The organism is Streptomyces sp. SD15, assembly GCF_054462255.1.
In genome coordinates, this window is the sequence record NZ_JBTLMO010000007.1 from 127130 (window position 1) to 146937 (window position 19808).

Sequence of the window (19808 nt, forward strand, 5' to 3'; positions counted from 1 at the left end):
CGGGTCCTCACAGCAGTCCTACGGCGGTGTCCACGGCGGCGGTCACGTCCCCGTCAGCCGGGTAGAGCAGGGAGCGGCCGACGACCAGGCCCTGCACCGTGGGGAGTTGCAGCGCGCCGCGCCACTTCTCGTACGCGCCCTCCTGGTCCTCGCCGACGTCGCCGCCCAGCAGCACGGCGGGCAGGGTGGAGGTCTCCATGACGCGGGCCATGTCGTCGGGGTTCTCGGTGACGGGCACCTTCAGCCAGGTGTAGGCCGAACTGCCGCCCAGGCCACTGGCGATGGCGATGGACTTGATGACGGCCTCGGCGCTCAGGTCATTGACCAGCTTGCCTTCGGGGGTGCGGCGGCTGAGGAACGGCTCGACGAACACCGGGAGCCGACGCTCCGCCATCTCGTCGACGGCTCGGGCGGTGGACTCCAGGGTGCGCAGCGAGCCCGGGTCGTCGTAGTCGATACGCAGCAGCAGTTTGCCCGCGTCGAAGCCGAGCCGCTCGATGTCCTGGGGGCGGTGGCCGGTGAAGCGGTCGTCCAGTTCGAAGGAGGCGCCCGCCAGGCCGCCGCGGTTCATCGAGCCGAGGACCACCTTGTGGTCGAGGGCGCCGAGGAGCAGCAGGTCGTCGAGGATGTCGGCGGTGGCGAGCACACCGTCGACGCCGGGGCGGGAGAGGGCCAGGCAGAGCCGCTCCAGGAGGTCGGCGCGGTTCGCCATGGCGAACTTCCGGTCGCCGACGGAGAGGGCCCCGCGGGCCGGGTGGTCCGCCGCGACGATCATCAGCCGGCCGGTGTCGTCGACGAGTGGGCGGCGGGGGCGGCGGGCGGCGGCTTCGGCGACGGCCTCGGGGTGGTGGGTGCGCAGGCGGACGAGCTCGGCGACGTTGATGCTGTCGTGCGGGTCGAGGCTGTCGTGTCCTGTGTACGAGGAGGGGTCGCCCCCTTCGTGTCGCGCCTTCATCGGACCGCTCCTGCCGTGAGTGCGTCCTCGACCTCTTCGGGGGTCGGCATCGCGGAGGAGCATTCCAGGCGGGAGGCGACGATGGCGCCCGCGGCGTTCGCGTGCCGCATGATCCGCTCCAGGTCCCAGCCGGCGAGCAGGCCGTGGCAGAGGGAGCCGCCGAACGCGTCGCCGGCACCGAGCCCGTTGAGGACCGTCACCGGGAGGGGCGGGACCTCGGCGGAGGTGCCGTCGCGGTGGACGGCGAGGACGCCCTTGGGGCCCTGCTTGACGACGGCGAGTTCCACGCCGGCTTCGAGGAGGGCGGTCGCCGCCGCGTGCGGTTCGCGCTCGCCGGTGGCGATCTCGACCTCGTCGATGTTGCCGACGGCGACGGTGGTGTGGCGCAGGGCCTCGGCGTAGAAAGGCCGGGCCGAGTCGGGGTCCTGCCAAAACATGGGCCGCCAGTCGAGGTCGAAGACCGTCGTACCGGATGTGGCTCGGTGGGCGAGCGCGGCGAGTGTCGCCGTACGGCTGGGTTCCTCGCTCAGGCCGGTCCCCGTCATCCAGAAGATGCGCGCCTCGCGGACGGCGTCCAGGTCGAGTTCGTGCGCGTCGATCTCCAGGTCCGGGGCCTTGGGCCGCCGGTAGAAGTAGAGCGGGAAATCGTCCGGCGGGAACACCTCGCAGAACGTGACCGGGGTCGGCAGGCCCGCCACCGGGGTGACCCAGCGGTCGTCGACGCCGAAGCCGCGCAGCGCCTCGTGGAGGTACACGCCGAAGGGATCGTCACCCGTACGCGTGATCACCGCAGTACGCCGTCCCAGCCGGGCCGCGGCCACCGCGACGTTCGTCGCCGATCCGCCGAGGAACTTCCCGAAGGACGAGACCTGCGCCAGCGGGACCCCCGTCTGCAACGGGTAGAGGTCCACGCCGATCCGCCCCATCGTGATCAGGTCGTACGCCATCGAGTTCCCTTCGCTTCGGCTGTCCCCAGGTCTAGTCCCGCGCAGGTAGCCCTGTCAACGTTTTGTCCAGACATTCGGACCAGGCCTTGACACCTCCTCCACGTCGCCGGAAGCTGACGCCCATGACGTCGTTGTCACCGCAGGCATCACCTCAGTCCTCACTGTCCCGCATCCGGATCGGTTCGGCGCCCGACTCCTGGGGCGTCTGGTTCCCCGACGACCCCCAGCAGGTCCCCTGGCAGCGCTTCCTCGACGAGGTCTCGCAGTCCGGGTACGAGTGGATCGAGCTGGGCCCGTACGGCTATCTGCCCACCGATCCGGCCGTCCTCAAGGAGGAGACCGCGCGGCGCGGGCTCACCGTCTCGGCCGGCACCGTCTTCACCGGGCTGCACCGGGGTCCCGAGGTGTGGGACGCCACCTGGGCGCACGTCTCGGACATCGCGGCGCTCACCCAGGCGATGGGCGCCGAGCACCTCGTCGTCATCCCGGCCTTCTGGCGGGACGACAAGACCGGCGAGGTGCTGGAGGACAGCACACTCACGCCGGCGCAGTGGCGCGATCTCACCGCTCAGACCGAGCGGCTCGGCCGGGAGGTGCGGGAGCGTTACGGGCTGAGCATCGTCGTCCACCCGCACGCCGACACGCACATCGACAGCGAGGAGAACGTCACGCGTTTCCTCGACGCGACCGACTCGTCGCTGGTGTCGCTGTGCCTCGACACGGGCCACTACGCCTACTGCGGCGGCGACAACGTCAAGCTCATCGAGACGTACGGGGAGCGCATCGGGTACCTCCACCTCAAGCAGGTGGATCCGGAGATCCTGGCCGAGGTGCGGGCGAACGAGGTGCCGTTCGGGCCGGCCGTCGCCCGTGGCGTGATGTGCGAACCGCCGTCCGGTGTACCGGCGCTGGAGCCGGTGCTCGCGGCCGCCCGGAAGCTCGACGTCGACCTCTTCGCGATCGTCGAGCAGGACATGTACCCGTGCCCGCCGGACAAGCCACTGCCGATCGCTCAGCGGACTCGGGCGTTCTTGCGGTCGTGCGGGGCGTAGGGGCTTTGTGTTGAGGCGTTGAGGTGTTGAGGCGTTGAAGTCTTTAACCTTTGAGGCCTAATGCGTCACGCGTGTCACAAAAAACACCTCCCTGTCACGCATGTCGCGTGTACGCGGGTCTTCGGTCACAGCCAGTCGACAGGCACTTCCCGGCGATCACGCTGTGTCGTTCACGGGGCACAGGCTTTGTGATCGCCAGCGCAGCGCTCGGCTCCCCCGACGGCCGCCCCCGGCCGCCGCCGCGGTGCGCGCAGGGAGGTGCCACCCATGACCGACCGTAGGCTCTGGTCGTACAAGGAGATCGCGGCGCACATCAAGGTGCAGCCGGACACCGTGCGGTCGTACCGCAAACACGGGCTGCTGCCCCCGCCCGACCACGTGGAGAACGGAAAGCCCTACTGGTACCCGGAGACCGTCAGGGTCTGGGTCGCCTCCCGCCCGGGAAACCGCGGCCGCAGAGACTGAAGCCGCAGCCACTGAACCCGCACCCCGTCCCTCGCGTGCCCCGTCCCCGCCCAGTGCGTCGGGACGGGGCACGCGGTTCAAAGGGCGAGGCGGTCAGCTCCACGGCTCGATGACCGTCACCCCGGCTCCCGGTGCCGTGCCCATCGCCGCCAGCGCGGCCGGGACCGTGTCCAGCGGGATGGTGGAGGTGACCAGGAGGTCGGGCCGGAGTACCCCGGCGCGCACCAGTTCCAGCATCCGCGGGTAGGCGTGCGCCGGCATGCCGTGGCTGCCCAGGAGTTCCAGTTCGAGGCCGATCACGCGGCCCATCGGGACCTCGGGGTCCTGGGGCAGCAGGCCGACCTGGACATGGCGTCCGCGGCGGCGCAGCCCCCGTACCGAGGCCGCGCAGGTGGCCGGGGAGCCGAGCGCGTCGAGGGAGAGGTGGGCGCCGCCGCCCGTCAGCTCGCGCACCGCCTCCGCCGTGTCGCCGACCCGCGAGCCGTCCACCACCTCCGCCGCCCCGAACTTCCGTGCCAGGTCCAGGGCCCGGGGCGAGAGGTCGACGGCGACGACCCGTGCGCCGCAGGCCGCCGCGATCATCACCGCCGACAGTCCCACGCCGCCGCAGCCGTGCACCGCGACCCACTCCCCCGCCGCCACCCGGCCCTGCGCGACCACCGCACGGAACGCCGTGGCGAACCGGCAGCCCAGGGAAGCCGCCGTCGCGAAGGACAGCTCGTCCGGCACCGCGACCAGGTTCACGTCGGCGTGGTCGAGTGCCACGTACTGCGCGAAGGATCCCCAGTGCGTGAATCCCGGCTGGGTCTGCCGCTCGCACACCTGCTGGTCGCCCGCCGCGCAGGACGGACAGCTGCCGCAGGCGCAGACGAACGGAACGGTGACCCGGTCGCCCGGGCGCCAGCCCGTCACCCGGGCGCCCACCGCCTCGACGACTCCGGCGAGTTCATGGCCCGGCACATGGGGCAGCGTGATGTCCGGGTCGTGCCCCATCCAGCCGTGCCAGTCGCTCCGGCACAGCCCGGTGGACTCGACCCGCACGACCACCCCGTGATCCGCGGGCGCCGGGTCCGCCACCTCACGTACCTCGGCCGGCTCCTCGTACCGCTCGAACACCACTGCCCGCATCCGTCTCGCCCCTCCACCCGGAGATCACCGTTCCGGGGCGAACGCTAGCGGCGAGCCTCGGGCTTGTCGCGTTGCGGCACCAGCGGACAAGCGCCATAAGGTTCGGACAAATCGATCCGATGCGCTCACCGGTGCGGCGCGCCCCCACTTGGAGAAGTACCCCCTAGGGGTATACCTTGGGTGTCACCCGAGCCTCACACGCCTCGACGAGGAGCAACGCCATGACCACGCAGACCGACGCCCCGGGTTCCATCACGACCGTCTACCAGGTGAGCGGTATGAGCTGCGGGCACTGTGAAGGCTCCGTCTCCGGCGAGATCTCCCAGATCGCCGGCGTCAGCTCGGTGAAGGCCGTGGCGGCCACCGGCGAGGTCACCGTGGTCTCCGCCGCACCGCTCGCCGAGGAGGCCGTGCGCGCCGCCGTCGACGAGGCGGGCTTCGAGCTCGCCGACAAGGCCTGAGCGCTCTCCCCGCACACGCCTCTCCACACCGGGCCGTACCGACCAGCTGATACTGGCTCCGTACGGCCCGGCTCAGTCAATGGAGCCCGACCATGACCATCGCAGCACCCGACTCATCCATAGCGGAGACGTCGGCGGAAACGTCGGCGGAAACGTCAGCGAAGACGTCACCCACAACAGAGATCGAGCTGAGCATCGGCGGCATGACCTGCGCCTCCTGCGCGGCCCGCGTCGAGAAGAAGCTCAACCGCATGGACGGCGTCACCGCCACGGTCAACTTCGCGACGGAGAGAGCGAAGGTCTCGTACCCGGAGGGGATACAGGTCGCCGATCTGATCGCCACCGTCACGAAGACGGGATACACGGCCGAGGAGCCCCCGCCTCCCACGCCTCCCCTCGAGGAAACGGCGCCCACCGAGGACCCCGAACTGGCTGCCCTGCGCGGACGCCTCGTCGTATCCGCCCTCCTCGCGTTCCCCGTCGTCCTGCTGTCGATGGTCCCGGCCCTCCAGTTCGACAACTGGCAGTGGCTCTCCCTGACGCTCGCCGCGCCCGCCGTCGTCTGGGGCGGACTGCCCTTCCACCGGGCCGCGCTGACGAACGCGCGGCACGGCGCGGCCACCATGGACACGCTCGTCTCGGTCGGCACGCTCGCCGCCTTCGGCTGGTCCCTGTGGGCGCTGTTCTGGGGGCACGCGGGAATGCCGGGCATGCGGCACGGCTTCGACCTCACCGTCTCGCGTACGGAAGGGTCGTCGACGATCTACCTCGAGGTCGCCGCGGGTGTCGTCGCCTTCATCCTGCTCGGCCGCTATCTGGAGGCCCGTTCCAAGCGGCGCGCCGGAGCCGCCCTCAGGGCGCTGCTCGAACTGGGCGCCAAGGACGTCGCCGTACTGCGGGGCGGCCGTGAGGTCCGGGTCCCCGTCGCACAACTCGAGGTGGGCGACCGCTTCGTCGTGCGGCCCGGCGAGAAAATAGCCACCGACGGCACCGTCGTCGAGGGCTCGTCCGCGGTCGACGCGTCCATGCTGACCGGCGAGTCGGTGCCCGTCGACGTCGCCGTCGGCTCCGTGGTGACCGGCGCGACCGTCAACGCCGGCGGACGGCTCGTCGTCGAGGCGACCCGGATCGGCGCGGACACGCAGCTCGCGCGGATGGCACGGCTCGTCGAGGACGCGCAGAACGGCAAGGCCGAGGTGCAGCGCCTCGCCGACCGGGTCTCCGGGATCTTCGTGCCCGTGGTGCTGCTGATCGCGCTCGGCACGTTCGGGGTCTGGCTCGGCGTCACGGGTGACACGGCCGCCGCCTTCACCGCGGCCGTCGCGGTGCTGATCATCGCCTGCCCCTGCGCCCTCGGTCTCGCGACCCCGACCGCCCTGATGGTCGGCACCGGCCGGGGCGCCCAGCTCGGCATCCTCATCAAGGGCCCCGAGGTCCTGGAGTCCACGCGCCGCGTCGACACCGTCGTCCTGGACAAGACCGGGACGGTGACGACGGGCCGGATGACACTCCAGGAGGTGTACGTCGCCGCGGGCACCGACGAGGAGGAGCTCCTGCGGCTCGCCGGCGCCCTGGAACACGCCTCCGAGCATCCGGTGGCCCGGGCGATCGCCGCGGGCGCTCAGAAGCGCGCTGGGACGCTTCCCCCGGTGGAGGACTTCGAGAACCTCCCGGGGCTCGGCGTACGCGGGCGGGTGGAGGGTTACGACGTCCGGGTGGGGCGGTTCCATGAGGGCACGCTCCATGCGGGTGTACGTCATGAGGGTGTACGTCATGAGGGCGAACGCCATGAGGGCGTACTCGACCAGGTCGCGCTTCCTCAGGAGTTGGCCCGCGCCAAGTCAGAGGCCGAGGCGGCGGGGCGGACGGCCGTCGTGGTCACCCGGGACGGGGTGGCACTCGGCGTCCTGACCGTCGCCGACGCGATCAAGGAGACCAGCGCGCAGGCCGTGCGCGAACTGCGCGCCCTGGGGCTCACGCCCGTCCTGCTGACCGGTGACAACCGGGCGGTCGCGGAGTCGGTGGCGCGTGCCGTCGGCATCGATCTCGCGGAGGTGATCGCCGAGGTACTGCCCGAGGACAAGGTCCACGTCGTCGAGCGGCTGCGGGCCGAGGGGCGGACCGTCGCGATGGTCGGAGACGGGGTGAACGACGCGGCGGCCCTCGCCACCGCCGACCTGGGCCTGGCGATGGGCACGGGCACGGACGCGGCGATCGAGGCGAGCGATCTGACGCTGGTCCGTGGGGATCTGCGGGTGGCGGCCGACGCAATCCGACTGTCGCGCAGGACCCTGTCCACGATCAAGGGGAATCTCGTCTGGGCCTTCGGCTACAACGTGGCCGCGCTGCCGCTCGCCGCGGCAGGACTCCTCAACCCCATGATCGCGGGGGCCGCGATGGCCTTCTCGTCGGTCTTCGTGGTGACCAACAGTCTTCGTCTCAGGGCATTCTCATGACGACGGAGTAAGAGTCCCCCTAGAGTCCAACGGAAGCCTCACATAAGCTCTTCACAAGGCTCGCGCATCCTCCTTACGCTTGGCCCCGGTTGCCTTTTCGGGGCTCTTGCGCATCTTCAGGACATATGCAAGAGACGCAGATCACAGTGATGTGAACGTAACCAACGAAGGGGTTCGTGAGTCTAAGTTGGCGATGCCAGCGACGTCTTGGGGGGCGTTTCTGGCATCGGGGGATGTCTTGGGGGACGTTCCCGGAATTGCGTTGCCGGGGCACGTGCAGCGGGGAGCTTTGAGCGGCCCTCCCGTCGGTACGGGTCCCGGCAGACCGCACCGCAGTACCTAGAGTCTTGCTCGTTTTGCTCACGGCAGCCCCGGAGCAAGCCGCTGGCAAGCTCGCAGCGATTCAGGCGCTGTCCACAGACGCCCGGCCGGATCCCGTGGGGGGAATCCGCACCGGGACAAGGAAAGCGCCCTGACTTCCGGCCCGTGGGGGGACCGGTAGCAGGGCGCTTTCCGTATTTTTTGGGGCTCGGTTCGCCTCCGGGGCGCTTGTGCCGGTGTCGAGAGCCCGATCGTGCTCGGCCCTTCGGGCCTCCGCGCGTTCGGGCTCTCGACACCGGCGCGCCCCTTCGGCTCACTCGCCGTAGGGCACCGGCGTTGTGGGTGCCGTAGAAAGCTGCAGGTGTCGGGGTTAGCGGGCCTCGACCGGGACGAAGTCGCGCTCGACGACGCCCGTGTAGATCTGGCGCGGGCGGCCGATGCGGGAGCCGGGCTCCTTGATCATCTCGTGCCACTGGGCGATCCAGCCCGGGAGGCGGCCGAGGGCGAACAGGACCGTGAACATCTCGGTCGGGAAGCCCATGGCGCGGTAGATCAGGCCGGTGTAGAAGTCCACGTTCGGGTAGAGGCTGCGCGAGACGAAGTAGTCGTCGGAGAGCGCGTGCTCCTCGAGCTTGAGCGCGATGTCCAGCAGCTCGTCGGACTTGCCGAGCGCCGAGAGGACATCGTGCGCGGCCGCCTTGATGATCTTCGCGCGGGGGTCGAAGTTCTTGTAGACGCGGTGGCCGAAGCCCATCAGGCGGACGCCGTCCTCCTTGTTCTTCACCTTGCGGATGAAGGAGTCGACGTCGCCGCCGGAGGCCTGGATGCCCTCCAGCATCTCCAGCACGGACTGGTTGGCGCCGCCGTGCAGCGGGCCCCAGAGCGCCGAGATACCGGCCGAGATCGACGCGAACATGTTCGCCTGCGACGAGCCCACCAGACGCACGGTGGAGGTCGAACAGTTCTGCTCGTGGTCAGCGTGCAGGATGAGCAGCTTGTCGAGCGCGGAGACGACGACCGGGTCGAGCTCGTACTCCTGGGCGGGGACCGAGAAGGTCATGCGCAGGAAGTTCTCGACGTACCCGAGGTCGTTGCGCGGGTAGACGAAGGGGTGGCCGATCGACTTCTTGTACGCGTACGCCGCGATCGTCGGAAGCTTGGCGAGAAGGCGGATCGTCGAGAGGTGACGCTGCTTCTCGTCGAACGGGTTGTGGCTGTCCTGGTAGAACGTCGACAGCGCACTGACCACCGACGACAGCATCGCCATCGGGTGGGCGTCGCGCGGGAAGCCCTGGAAGAAGCGCTTGACGTCCTCGTGCAGCAGGGTGTGCTGCGTGATCTCGTTCTTGAAGGTGGAGAGCTCGTCCACGTTCGGCAGCTCGCCGTTGATCAGCAGAGAGGCCACCTCAAGGAAGGTGGAACGCTCGGCCAGCTGCTCGATCGGGTAGCCGCGGTACCGAAGGATTCCCTGCTCGCCATCGAGATAGGTGATCGCGGATTTATAGGCGGCGGTGTTCCCGTAACCGCTGTCCAGAGTCACCAGCCCGGTCTGGGCGCGGAGCTTCCCGATGTCGAAGCCCTTGTCACCGACGGTGCTGTCGATCACCGGGTAGGTGTACTCGCCATCGCCGTACCGCAGTACTACAGAGTTGTCGCTCACGTCATCCCTCACCGACGTTGTGCCTCTTCTTCGAGGTGCCCTGACTGTCTCTACCATCCCCCATTTGGCCCTGGAGAGTGCACTCGGGGTCGACCATTGGGCCTATTGGCGGCACTCAGTGCCGCCAGCCTGCTCATCCTGCCCCCCTTCGCCCTGGTTCCGGAAGTACTGTGTGACCTTTACGACGAATTTGATCGATCATTTTTGCCGAAGGGGCCCTCACGGGGCGGCGGGAGGGGCGTCAAGGGGAGATCGAGGGGGCGGCCAGGGCGCCATCGAAGGGCGGCTGGAGCTCCATCAGGCGTGTGAGAGCCGGAAGTCCAGGGCCGTGCAGCGCCTGCCGGCCGACACCGTGCGCACCGCCTGGCCGATCGCCTTGCGGGAGCCGACGAGGACGACCAGCTTCTTGGCGCGGGTGACCGCCGTGTAGAGCAGATTGCGCTGAAGCATCATCCAGGCGCCCGTGGTGACCGGGATCACCACCGCCGGGTACTCACTGCCCTGGGAGCGGTGGATCGTCACCGCGTACGCGTGGGCCAGCTCGTCGAGTTCGTCGAAGTCGTACGGCACTTCCTCGTCCTCGTCGGTCAGCACGGTCAGGCGCTGCTCCTCGGCGTCGAGGGAGGTGACCACGCCGACGGTGCCGTTGAAGACGCCGTTCTCGCCCTTCTCGTAGTTGTTGCGGATCTGGGTGACCTTGTCGCCGACGCGGAAGACGCGGCCGCCGAAGCGCTTCTCGGGGAGGTCGGGGCGGGCGGGGGTGATGGCCTGCTGGAGCAGGCCGTTCAGATTGCCCGCGCCCGCCGGGCCCCGGTGCATCGGGGCCAGCACCTGCACATCCCGGCGCGGATCGAGCCCGAACTTGGCCGGAATCCGCCGTGCCGCCACGTCCACCGTGAGCCGTCCGGCCTCCTCGGTGTCGTCCTCGACGAACAGGAAGAAGTCCTTCATGCCGTCGGTGACCGGGTGCTGTCCCGAGTTGATCCGGTGCGCGTTGGTCACCACGCCGGACTGCTGGGCCTGGCGGAAGACCCGGGTGAGCCGGACGGCCGGGACCGGGCTGTGGTCGGCGAGCAGATCCCGCAGGACCTCTCCCGCGCCGACGCTGGGGAGTTGGTCCACGTCTCCCACGAACAGCAGATGGGCGCCCGGAGGCACCGCCTTGGCCAGCTTGTTGGCGAGCAGCAGGTCGAGCATGGAGGCCTCGTCGACGACCACCAGGTCGGCGTCCAGCGGCCGGTCCTTGTCGTACGCCGCGTCCCCGCCCGGCTTCAGCTCCAGGAGCCGGTGCACGGTGGAGGCCTCGGCCCCGGTCAGCTCGGCGAGCCGCTTGGCCGCGCGGCCGGTGGGGGCGGCGAGGACGACCTTGGCGCCCTTCGCGCGCGCCAGCTCCACGATCGAACGGACCGTGAACGACTTGCCGCAGCCGGGGCCGCCGGTGAGCACCGCGACCTTCTTGGTCAGCGCGAGACGGACGGCGTCCTCCTGCTCGGGCGCCAACTCCGCGCCCGTACGCCCCTTCAGCCACGTCAGTGCCTTGTCCCAGGCCACGTCGTGGAAGCCGGGCATCCGGTCCTGGTCGGTGCGCAGGAGGCGCAACAGCTGGGCGGAGAGGGAGAGCTCGGCGCGGTGGAAGGGGACCAGGTAGATGGCCGTCACGGGCTCCCCGCCGTCGGGGCCGGGGACTTTCTCCCGTACGACACCGGGGTCCTCGCCGTCCTCGGCCGGCGCCGCCAGCTCGGCCAGGCACTCGATGACCAGGCCGGTGTCCACCTGGAGCAGCTTCACCGCGTCCGCGATCAGGCGCTCCTCGGGGAGATAGCAGTGGCCCTGGTCGGTGGACTGCGAAAGGGCGTACTGGAGGCCCGCCTTGACGCGCTCCGGGCTGTCGTGCGGGATGCCGACGGACTGGGCGATCTTGTCGGCGGTGAGGAAGCCGATGCCCCAGACGTCGGAGGCCAGGCGGTAGGGCTGGTTCTTGACGACGGAGATGGAGGCGTCGCCGTACTTCTTGTAGATGCGCACGGCGATCGACGTCGACACCTGGACGGTCTGGAGGAAGAGCATGACCTCCTTGATCGCCTTCTGCTCCTCCCAGGCGTCGGCGATCTTCTTGGTGCGCTTGGGGCCGAGGCCGGGGACCTCGATGAGCCGCTTCGGCTCCTCCTCGATGATCTGGAGGGTGTCCAGGCCGAAGTGCTGGGTGATGCGGTCGGCGAAGACGGGGCCGATCCCTTTGACCAGACCCGAGCCCAGGTAGCGGCGGATGCCCTGGACGGTGGCCGGGAGGACGGTCGTGTAGTTCTCCACCGTGAACTGCTTGCCGTACTGCGGGTGGGAGCCCCAAAGGCCCTCCATCCGGAGCGACTCGCCGACCTGGGCACCGAGCAGCGCCCCGACGACCGTGAGGAGGTCGCCGCCGCCTCTGCCGGTGTCGACGCGGGCGACCGTGTACCCGTTCTCCTCGTTGGCGTACGTGATCCGCTCAAGGACGCCTTCCAGCACGGCAAGCTGCCGCACCCCGTTCCCCGCCTGCTTGGACATGATCCGACGGTATCGGGTCCGACTGACAGCACCCCGGGCGGAAGGGGAGGCGATCCGGAAGGCGATCGGCGCCCTCCGCCGGAGCTCACGCCTGCGCTCATCCGAGCGCAATTCATCACGATCTCGTCACGGGGTGTCTTTCGACTCTTGTTAACTCTCATGTAATCGATTCCAATCCTCCGTGTAATCGATTCCACGAGGAGGTGGGGCGATCATGGCGAGCATCAAGGATGTCGCCTTGGAGGCGGGCGTGTCCGTCGCCACGGTGTCCCGCGTGCTGAACGACCATCCGTCGGTCAGCCCGGACGCACGGGCCCGTGTGCTGGCCGCCGTACAGACCCTGGGCTATCGCCCGAACGCCGTCGCCCGCTCCCTGCGCACCGACCAGACCCGCACCCTCGGCCTGGTCATCAGCGACGTACTCAACCCGTACTTCACCAAGCTGGCCCGCTCCGTCGAGGAGGAGGCCCGCGCGCTGGGCTACAGCGTCATCATCGGCAACGCCGACGAACGGCCCGACCTGCAGGACCACCACGTACGGACCCTGCTGGACCGGCGCATCGACGGCCTGCTGGTCTCCCCCACCGACGGCGGCTCCCCCGGCATGCTGGACGCCGCGCGCGCGGGGACCCCGATGGTCTTCGTGGACCGCTGGATCCCGGGCGTCGAGGTCCCCGTCGTACGGGCGGACGGGCGCGCGGCCGTGCGTGACCTGGTCGCCCATCTGCACGGTCTCGGACACCGGCGGCTCGCCATCATCACGGGCCCGACGGCGACCACGACCGGCAGCGAGCGCGTGGAGGCGTTCCGCCAGGCGCTGGGCGAGTACGGCATCGAACTCCCCGACGCCTACATAGGTCAGGGCGACTTCCAGGCCGACAGCGGGCGTCGGGCCACCGAGCGGTTCCTCGACCTGGCCGAGCCGCCCGAGGTCGTCTTCGCCGCCGACAACCTGATGGCGCTCGGCGCGCTGGACGCGATCCGCGCGCGCGGGATGCGGGTTCCGGACGACATCGCGCTCGCCGCGTTCGACGACATCCCGTGGTTCGTGCACACCGATCCGCCGATCACCGCGATCGCCCAGCCGACGGGCGCGCTGGGCCGGGCCGCCGTACGCGCCCTGGTCGACCGGATCGAGGGACGGACCCCGCAGTCCGTCACTCTCCCCGCCCGTCTCGTCGTGCGCCGCTCGTGCGGCGAGTCGGCCCCGATCCCGACCCCCACCCCGCACTCCCCCGCAACGAACAGGAGTAAGTCGTGAGCAACCAGGACGAGTTGCTGCGCATCGAGGGCATACGCAAGGTCTTCCCGGGCGTGGTCGCGCTCGACAGCGTCGACTTCGATCTGCGCCGCAGTGAGGTGCACGTGCTGCTCGGCGAGAACGGCGCGGGCAAGAGCACGCTCATCAAGATGCTCTCCGGCGCCTATCACCCCGACTCCGGGCGCGTCCTCGTCGACGGCGAGGAGGTCCGTATCCAGGGGGCGCAGGACTCCGAGCGTCTCGGGATCGCGACCATTTACCAGGAGTTCAACCTCGTTCCCGATCTGACGGTCGCCGAGAACATCTTCCTGGGGCGGCAGCCGCGCCGCTTCGGGATGATCGACCGGAAGACGATGGAGGCCGAGGCCGCCGAACTGCTCGAGCGGGTGGGTGTCGACGTGTCCCCCCGCGCGCGGGTGCGTGAACTCGGTATCGCACGCCTGCAGATGGTCGAAATCGCCAAGGCGCTCAGCCTGAAGGCGCGCGTCCTGATCATGGACGAGCCGACCGCGGTGCTCACCTCCGAAGAGGTCGAGAAGCTCTTCACCATCGTGCGCCAGCTGCGCGAGGACGGTGTCGGCATCGTCTTCATCACGCACCACCTGGAGGAGATCGCCGCCCTGGGCGACCGGGTCACGGTCATCCGGGACGGCAAGAGCGTCGGCCAGGTGCCCGCGTCCACGCCCGAGGACGAGCTCGTACGCCTCATGGTGGGCCGTTCCATCGAGCAGCAGTATCCGCGCGAACGCACCGATTCCGGGGCCGCGTTGCTGACCGTCGAAGGGCTGACCCGTGACGGTGTCTTCCACGACGTGAGCTTCGAGGTGCACGCCGGTGAGGTCGTCGGTATCGCCGGGCTCGTGGGGGCCGGACGTACGGAGGTCGTCCGGGCCGTCTTCGGGGCCGATCCGTACGACAAGGGTGCCGTGAAGGTCGCCGGTGCCGTGTTGCGCCGTCATGACGTGAACGCCGCGATGGAGGCCGGCATCGGCCTCGTACCCGAGGACCGCAAGGGTCAGGGGCTTCTCCTCGACGCCTCCGTCGAGGAGAACCTCGGCCTGGTCACCCTGCGGGCGGCGACCCGCGGCGGACTCGTCGACCTCAAGGGGCAGCGGGAGGCCGCCGCGCGGATCGCCGAGCAGCTCGGCGTCCGGATGGCCGGGCTCGGCCAGCATGTGCGCACCCTCTCCGGCGGCAACCAGCAGAAGGTCGTCATCGGCAAGTGGCTGCTCGCCGACACCAAGGTGCTGATCCTCGACGAGCCGACCCGCGGCATCGACGTCGGCGCCAAGGTCGAGATCTACCAGCTGATCAACGAACTGACCGCCGCCGGCGCCGCGGTCCTGATGATCTCCAGCGATCTGCCCGAGGTGCTCGGTATGAGCGACCGGGTGCTGGTGATGGCCCAGGGGCGGATCGCGGGCGAACTCGCCGCCGACGAAGCCACCCAGGACACCGTCATGGCTCTCGCCGTCAGCACGAACACCACCAGCACCACCAGCACTGAGAAGGAGGCCCCCCGTGGCCACTGACACGCTCAAGAAACCAACGGGCGCGAGTGGCGCCTCGGCGGTCCGCCGACTCCTGCTCGACAACGGCGCGCTCACCGCGCTCATCGCCCTCGTCATCGTGATGTCGGCGCTGTCCGGCGACTTCCTGACGACGGACAACCTGCTCAACATCGGCGTCCAGGCGGCCGTGACCGCCATCCTCGCCTTCGGCGTCACCTTCGTGATCGTCTCGGCGGGCATCGACCTCTCGGTCGGCTCCGTCGCCGCGCTCTCCGCCACCGTCCTGGCCTGGATGGCGACTTCGGAGGGCGTCCCGGTCTGGATCGCGGTGATCCTCGCGGTCGTCACCGGCATCGCCTGCGGCCTGGTCAACGGCGTGCTGATCGCGTACGGGAAGCTGCCGCCGTTCATCGCGACGCTCGCCATGCTCTCGGTGGGCCGCGGTCTGTCCCTCGTCATCTCGCAGGGCTCGCCGATCGCCTTCCCCGACTCCGTCTCGCACCTCGGTGACACCCTCGGCGGCTGGCTGCCGGTGCCGGTGCTGGTCATGGTCGTGATGGGGCTCATCACCGCGGTGATCCTCGGCCGTACGTACATCGGCCGTTCCATGTACGCGATCGGCGGCAACGAGGAGGCGGCCCGCCTCTCCGGCCTCCGGGTGAAGAAGCAGAAGCTCGCGATCTACGCGCTGTCCGGGCTCTTCGCGGCCGCCGCGGGCATCGTGCTCGCCTCCCGCCTCTCCTCCGCGCAGCCGCAGGCCGCGCAGGGCTACGAGCTGGATGCCATCGCCGCGGTCGTCATCGGCGGCGCCTCCCTCGCGGGCGGCACCGGCAAGGCGTCCGGGACGCTGATCGGCGCGCTGATACTGGCGGTGCTGCGGAACGGTCTGAATCTGTTGTCGGTCTCCGCCTTCTGGCAGCAGGTCGTCATCGGTGTCGTCATCGCGCTCGCCGTCCTGCTCGACACCGTGCGGCGCAAGGCCGGGGCGACCCCGGTCGCGGCCGGTGCTTCGGGTGGTGGCAAGGGCAAGCAGGCGGCGACGTATGTGATCGCTGCCGTGGTCGCGGCGGCCGTCGTCGGCGCGATGTCCTTCCTGCACAACGGTTCGTCCTCGTCGACGACGCAGAAGGTGGGCCTGTCCCTCTCCACCCTGAACAACCCCTTCTTCGTACAGATCAAGAAGGGTGCGCAGGAGGAGGCGAAGAAGCTCGGCGTGGACCTGACCGTCACGGACGCGCAGAACGACGCCTCGCAGCAGGCCAACCAGCTGCAGAACTTCACCAGCTCGGGCCTCGGTTCGATCATCGTCAACCCGGTGGACTCGGACGCGGCGGGCCCGGCGGTGCGCTCCGCGAACAAGGCCGACATCCCCGTCGTCGGCGTGGACCGGGGCGTGAACAAGGCCGACACGGCCGCGCTCGTCGCCTCCGACAATGTCGCGGGCGGCAAGCTGGGCGCCCAGGCGCTGGCCGAGAAGCTCGGCGGCAAGGGCAAGATCGTGATCCTGCAGGGCCTGGCCGGTACGTCCGCGAGCCGCGAGCGCGGCGCGGGCTTCGCCGAGGGTCTGAAGGCCTACCCCGGCATCAAGGTCGTCGCCCAGCAGCCCGCGGACTTCGACCGCACCAAGGGTCTCGACGTCATGACGAACCTGCTCCAGGCGCACCCGGACATCCAGGGCGTGTTCGCCGAGAACGACGAGATGGCGCTCGGCGCGGTCAAGGCGCTCGGCTCCAAGGCGGGCAAGTCGGTCTCGGTCATCGGCTTCGACGGCACCCCGGACGGTCTGAAGGCGGTCAAGAACGGCACGATGTACGCCTCCGTGGCCCAGCAGCCGACGGAACTCGGCCGGATCGCGGTCGAGAACGCACTGAAGGCCGCTGAAGGCGAGAAGGTCGAGAAGACGGTGATGGTCCCGGTGAAGGTGGTCACGGCGCAGAACGTGGCCGACTTCACCGGATGACACCGGGGACGGCCGGGCCGCGTATGCCGCCCGGCCGTCCTCGTCGTTCTGCTTTAGGGAGACAGTTCATGTACGACTACGACCTCCTGGTCGTGGGATCGGCCAACGCCGACCTCGTGATCGGGGTCGAGCGGCGGCCCGCGGCCGGCGAAACGGTGCTCGGCTCCGACCTCGCCGTCCACCCGGGCGGCAAGGGCGCCAACCAGGCGGTCGCCGCCGCCCGCCTCGGGGCCCGTACGGCCTTGCTGGCCCGGGTCGGTGACGACGCGCACGGCCGGCTACTGCTCGACTCGCAGCGGGCGGCCGGTGTCGACACGGTCGGCGTCCTGGTCGGCGGGGCACCCACCGGGGTCGCGCTGATCACGGTCGACCCGTCCGGGGACAACAGCATCGTGGTCTCGCCGGGCGCGAACGGCCGTCTGGCACCGGAGGACGTCCGCGCGGCCGTCGGCCTCTTCCACACCTCCCGAGTGGTCTCGGCGCAGCTGGAGATCCCGTTGGAGACGGTCGTGGAGGTCGTACGGAATCTCGCTCCCGGCGGCCGTTTCGTACTGAATCCGTCGCCGCCGCGCGCTCTTCCCGCCGAGGTCCTCGCGGCCTGCGACCCGCTGATCGTGAACGAGCACGAGGCGCGAGTGATCGTCGGCACGGACCTGGGTGACTCGCCGGAGGACTGGGCGACGGCGCTGCTCGCGCTCGGCCCGCGCTCGGTGGTCATCACGCTGGGCGCGGAAGGCGCGCTGGTGGCGGATTCCGCGGGAGCCGTGCGGGTGCCGTCCGTGAAGGTGCAGGCGGTGGACACGACCGGGGCGGGTGACGCGTTCACGGCGGCGCTGGCCTGGCGGCTGGGGCTGGACGAGCCGCTGCCCGTCGCCGCCGCGTACGCGGCCCGGGTCGGGGCCGCCGCCGTCACACGCCCCGGCGCGCAGATATCCTTCCCGACCGCCGAGGAGGTCGCGTCGCTATGAAGAAGGCCGGAATTCTGAACCGCCACCTGTCGGGCGCGCTGGCCGAGCTGGGCCATGGGGACGGGGTGCTGGTGTGCGACGCGGGCATGCCCATACCGGAGGGGCCGCGCGTCGTGGACCTGGCCTTCCGGGCCGGGGTGCCGTCCTTCGCCGAGGTGCTCGACGGGCTGCTGGCGGAGCTGGTGGTGGAGGGCGCCACGGCCGCGAGCGAGGTCCGCGAGGCGAACCCGGAGGCGGCGGCACTGCTGGACGCGCGCTTTCCCGCGCTGTGGACGGTCCCGCACGAGGAGCTGAAGTCGCTGTCGGCGGGCGCGCGACTGATCGTCCGTACGGGGGAGGCGCGGCCGTACGCGAATGTGCTGCTGCGGTGTGGGGTGTTCTTCTAGGACCTGTCCGGTCGATCACGGTGGAGGAAAGCAGCGGTGCCTGTCCGATGCCGGTGAGCGGGGTGTGGTGCGTGCAGCTGCAAGGCGGAGGAGGGCGGCGACGCGGAGCGTCGGCAACCGACGACAACGCGGCAGATGCGCGTGCCACACCCCGCGTCTCCGCCGTGATCGACCGGACAGGTCCTAGCGCCCGCGCTTGGCGCCGCGCTCTCCAGCGCTGTCGGAAGACTTCGAGGGGCCCGGCCCGTCGACCAGGCCCCTCGGCTTTCCCCTCCCCCACATCAGAACCCCCGCGATCCCCCCGGATCCCCCTCCAGAAGTCCTGATGCCAAGTACGACCCACGTGGTGCGGAAAGGGTTGCACGGTCTTCTGAGATTTTTTCGGCGTGCCGACGAAACGGGGCGGACGTAGCGTTTCCGTCATGAGCGAAGATCCCGGTGCATCCCTGGAGGACGAGGTCCTCGACGAGCTCGACGACGACAGGCTCCAGGAGATCGCGAACCTGCTGGGGACGGATGACACCGGGGCCCGGGAGATGGTCGGTACGACGGTTTCGGCACTCTCCGGCGAGGTGCGCGCCGCGCCGGCCCCGGAGACCCCGCCGGAGGAAGCGCCCCTCCAGGGCGTGTCGACCCTGGGCGGGTTCGCCACCGGCGGCCTCATGGCCGGCGTACTGGCCAAGGTGAGCAAACCCGTCGCGAACGCCGTCGCCAAGAAGACGGGCATCCCCGCGGCGACCGTCACGCGCGTCATCGAACTGCTGATCCCGGTGGTACTGACGGTGCTGACGAAGCGGGCGGCGAGAAAGAGATGAGCACGGGATGAACGGCACTGCCCCACCCCGGAACATCCGGGGTGGGGCAGTGCGCGAGCGCGGTGCCGGCTGTCGACGTGCGTCCGGTTCACCGCATCGCGTGCTCCACGAACCGCGCCGCCGTCTCCGCCAGGACCTCGCGGCCGTCCCGCGCCCACAGCCCCTCGTTGAACAGCTCGACCTCGATGGGGCCGGTGTAACCGGCGGCCTCGACGTACGAGCGCCACTCCCGCATGTCGATCGCACCGTCGCCGATCTGGCCCCGGCCGTTCAGGACGCCCTCCGGCAACGGAGTGGTCCAGTCGGCGAGCTGGAAGGTGTGGATGCGCCCGCCCGCGCCCGCCCGGGCGATCTGCGCGGGGGCGTTGTCGTCCCACCAGATGTGGTACGTGTCGACGGTGACGCCCACCTGGTCCGCGGGGAAGCGTTCCGCGAGGTCCAGGGCCTGGGTGAGGGTGGAGACGACACAGCGGTCGGAGGCGTACATGGGGTGGAGGGGTTCGATGGCGAGCCGGACGCCGTGCGCTGCGGCGTACGGGCTCAACTCCCCCAGCGCGTCCGCGATGCGCTCGCGCGCTCCGTGCAGGTCCTTGCTGCCCGCCGGCAGGCCGCCGGAGACGAGCACCAGTGTGTCCGTACCCAGCGTCGCCGCCTCGTCGATCGCCGCCCGGTTGTCGTCCAGGGCCCGCGCCCGCTCCTGCGGGTCGATCGCCGTGAAGAAGCCGCCGCGGCACAGCGTCGTGACGGACAGGCCCGCGTCGCGGACGAGTTTGGCCGTCGCCTCGACGCCGTACGACTGGACCGGCTCGCGCCACAGACCGATGCCCGGGACGTCGAACTCCAGGCAGGCATCGACCAGTTCGGGCATGGACAGCTGCTTGACCGTCATCTGGTTGATGCTGAAACGCTCAAGGGCAT

Annotated in this window: 16 protein-coding genes; 10 read left to right on the forward strand and 6 right to left on the reverse strand. The window is 70.0% G+C overall.

Annotation, left to right across the window (positions count from 1 at the left end; translation table 11 throughout):
- Window positions 1-7: 7 nt before the first annotated feature.
- Together ACX28W_RS09575 and iolC are read right to left on the reverse strand one after the other, a co-directional pair.
- Window positions 8-955 (reverse strand): Cgl0159 family (beta/alpha)8-fold protein, encoded by a 948-nt coding sequence (locus tag ACX28W_RS09575; protein ID WP_458998345.1) that lies wholly within the window; start codon window positions 953-955, stop codon window positions 8-10.
- Window positions 952-1902 carry a 5-dehydro-2-deoxygluconokinase gene (iolC, locus tag ACX28W_RS09580; RefSeq protein ID WP_458998347.1) on the reverse strand — a complete coding sequence of 317 codons (951 nt, stop codon included), beginning with the start codon at window positions 1900-1902 and terminating at the stop codon, window positions 952-954. The genes ACX28W_RS09575 and iolC overlap by 4 nt, the downstream gene beginning before the upstream one ends.
- Before the next feature lie 122 nt (window positions 1903-2024).
- Between iolC and ACX28W_RS09585 the strand changes: the two genes are divergently transcribed.
- Both ACX28W_RS09585 and ACX28W_RS09590 read left to right on the forward strand, forming a co-directional pair.
- Window positions 2025-2954, forward strand: coding sequence for a sugar phosphate isomerase/epimerase family protein (locus ACX28W_RS09585; RefSeq protein WP_458998349.1), 930 nt, complete (start codon window positions 2025-2027; stop codon window positions 2952-2954).
- 267 nt (window positions 2955-3221) lie between these two features.
- Complete coding sequence (locus ACX28W_RS09590) at window positions 3222-3419, forward strand: helix-turn-helix transcriptional regulator (RefSeq protein WP_458998351.1); 198 nt, start codon at window positions 3222-3224, stop codon at window positions 3417-3419.
- A 93-nt stretch (window positions 3420-3512) separates the two neighbouring features.
- Here ACX28W_RS09590 and ACX28W_RS09595 read toward each other — a convergent pair whose 3' ends face one another.
- Window positions 3513-4547 carry a zinc-dependent alcohol dehydrogenase family protein gene (locus tag ACX28W_RS09595; protein WP_458998353.1) on the reverse strand — a complete coding sequence of 345 codons (1035 nt, stop codon included), beginning with the start codon at window positions 4545-4547 and terminating at the stop codon, window positions 3513-3515.
- A 221-nt stretch (window positions 4548-4768) separates the two neighbouring features.
- On the opposite strand from ACX28W_RS09595, the gene ACX28W_RS09600 reads away from it, so the two are divergent.
- Both ACX28W_RS09600 and ACX28W_RS09605 read left to right on the forward strand, forming a co-directional pair.
- Window positions 4769-5008: a heavy-metal-associated domain-containing protein gene (locus ACX28W_RS09600; RefSeq protein ID WP_458998355.1), complete on the forward strand. Its 240-nt coding sequence runs from the start codon at window positions 4769-4771 to the stop codon at window positions 5006-5008.
- Window positions 5009-5100: 92 nt separating this feature from the next.
- Entirely contained in the window at window positions 5101-7464 is a 2364-nt protein-coding gene (locus ACX28W_RS09605; protein ID WP_458998357.1) for a heavy metal translocating P-type ATPase, read from the forward strand.
- Window positions 7465-8155: 691 nt separating this feature from the next.
- Here ACX28W_RS09605 and ACX28W_RS09610 read toward each other — a convergent pair.
- Window positions 8156-9445: a citrate synthase gene (locus ACX28W_RS09610; RefSeq protein WP_362078833.1), complete on the reverse strand. Its 1290-nt coding sequence runs from the start codon at window positions 9443-9445 to the stop codon at window positions 8156-8158.
- A gap of 297 nt (window positions 9446-9742) precedes the next feature.
- Window positions 9743-11989 (reverse strand): SF1B family DNA helicase RecD2, encoded by a 2247-nt coding sequence (gene recD2, locus ACX28W_RS09615; protein ID WP_458998359.1) that lies wholly within the window; start codon window positions 11987-11989, stop codon window positions 9743-9745.
- A 214-nt stretch (window positions 11990-12203) separates the two neighbouring features.
- On the opposite strand from recD2, the gene ACX28W_RS09620 reads away from it, so the two are divergent.
- The 6 genes from ACX28W_RS09620 to ACX28W_RS09645 all read left to right on the forward strand — a co-directional run bounded on the left by ACX28W_RS09620 (window position 12204) and on the right by ACX28W_RS09645 (window position 18890).
- Window positions 12204-13250 (forward strand): LacI family DNA-binding transcriptional regulator, encoded by a 1047-nt coding sequence (locus tag ACX28W_RS09620; protein WP_458998361.1) that lies wholly within the window; start codon window positions 12204-12206, stop codon window positions 13248-13250.
- Complete coding sequence (locus ACX28W_RS09625; RefSeq protein ID WP_458998363.1) at window positions 13247-14782, forward strand: sugar ABC transporter ATP-binding protein; 1536 nt, start codon at window positions 13247-13249, stop codon at window positions 14780-14782. Before ACX28W_RS09620 ends, ACX28W_RS09625 begins: the two co-directional genes overlap by 4 nt.
- Complete coding sequence (locus tag ACX28W_RS09630) at window positions 14772-16721, forward strand: ABC transporter permease/substrate-binding protein (RefSeq protein ID WP_458998364.1); 1950 nt, start codon at window positions 14772-14774, stop codon at window positions 16719-16721. Before ACX28W_RS09625 ends, ACX28W_RS09630 begins: the two co-directional genes overlap by 11 nt.
- A gap of 68 nt (window positions 16722-16789) precedes the next feature.
- The gene (locus ACX28W_RS09635) at window positions 16790-17689 is read left to right on the forward strand and encodes a ribokinase (RefSeq protein WP_458998366.1); all 900 of its coding nucleotides are present in this window, start codon (window positions 16790-16792) and stop codon (window positions 17687-17689) included.
- Window positions 17686-18075, forward strand: coding sequence for a D-ribose pyranase (gene rbsD / locus ACX28W_RS09640; RefSeq protein WP_458998368.1), 390 nt, complete (start codon window positions 17686-17688; stop codon window positions 18073-18075). Before ACX28W_RS09635 ends, rbsD begins: the two co-directional genes overlap by 4 nt.
- A 422-nt stretch (window positions 18076-18497) precedes the next feature.
- A complete protein-coding gene (locus ACX28W_RS09645) occupies window positions 18498-18890 on the forward strand; it encodes a DUF937 domain-containing protein (RefSeq protein ID WP_458998370.1) in 393 nt (130 codons plus the stop codon).
- A gap of 88 nt (window positions 18891-18978) precedes the next feature.
- On the opposite strand, the gene ACX28W_RS09650 is transcribed toward ACX28W_RS09645, so the two are convergent.
- Window positions 18979-19779 carry a sugar phosphate isomerase/epimerase family protein gene (locus ACX28W_RS09650; protein WP_458998547.1) on the reverse strand — a complete coding sequence of 267 codons (801 nt, stop codon included), beginning with the start codon at window positions 19777-19779 and terminating at the stop codon, window positions 18979-18981.
- Window positions 19780-19808 lie beyond the last annotated feature (29 nt).

Excerpts from the sequence above, each read along its gene's own strand:
- ACX28W_RS09590 (WP_458998351.1), top strand. The coding sequence starts at position 3,222 with ATGACCGACCGTAGGCTCTGGTCGTACAAGGAGATCGCGGCGCACATC.
- ACX28W_RS09635 (WP_458998366.1), top strand. The coding sequence starts at position 16,790 with ATGTACGACTACGACCTCCTGGTCGTGGGATCGGCCAACGCCGACCTC.
- ACX28W_RS09620 (WP_458998361.1), top strand. The coding sequence starts at position 12,204 with ATGGCGAGCATCAAGGATGTCGCCTTGGAGGCGGGCGTGTCCGTCGCC.
- ACX28W_RS09600 (WP_458998355.1), top strand. The coding sequence starts at position 4,769 with ATGACCACGCAGACCGACGCCCCGGGTTCCATCACGACCGTCTACCAG.
- ACX28W_RS09575 (WP_458998345.1), bottom strand. The coding sequence starts at position 955 with ATGAAGGCGCGACACGAAGGGGGCGACCCCTCCTCGTACACAGGACAC.
- rbsD (WP_458998368.1), top strand. The coding sequence starts at position 17,686 with ATGAAGAAGGCCGGAATTCTGAACCGCCACCTGTCGGGCGCGCTGGCC.
- ACX28W_RS09585 (WP_458998349.1), top strand. The coding sequence starts at position 2,025 with ATGACGTCGTTGTCACCGCAGGCATCACCTCAGTCCTCACTGTCCCGC.
- ACX28W_RS09645 (WP_458998370.1), top strand. The coding sequence starts at position 18,498 with ATGAGCGAAGATCCCGGTGCATCCCTGGAGGACGAGGTCCTCGACGAG.
- ACX28W_RS09595 (WP_458998353.1), bottom strand. The coding sequence starts at position 4,547 with ATGCGGGCAGTGGTGTTCGAGCGGTACGAGGAGCCGGCCGAGGTACGT.
- iolC (WP_458998347.1), bottom strand. The coding sequence starts at position 1,902 with ATGGCGTACGACCTGATCACGATGGGGCGGATCGGCGTGGACCTCTAC.
- ACX28W_RS09605 (WP_458998357.1), top strand. The coding sequence starts at position 5,101 with ATGACCATCGCAGCACCCGACTCATCCATAGCGGAGACGTCGGCGGAA.
- ACX28W_RS09650 (WP_458998547.1), bottom strand. The coding sequence starts at position 19,779 with ATGACGGTCAAGCAGCTGTCCATGCCCGAACTGGTCGATGCCTGCCTG.
- recD2 (WP_458998359.1), bottom strand. The coding sequence starts at position 11,989 with ATGTCCAAGCAGGCGGGGAACGGGGTGCGGCAGCTTGCCGTGCTGGAA.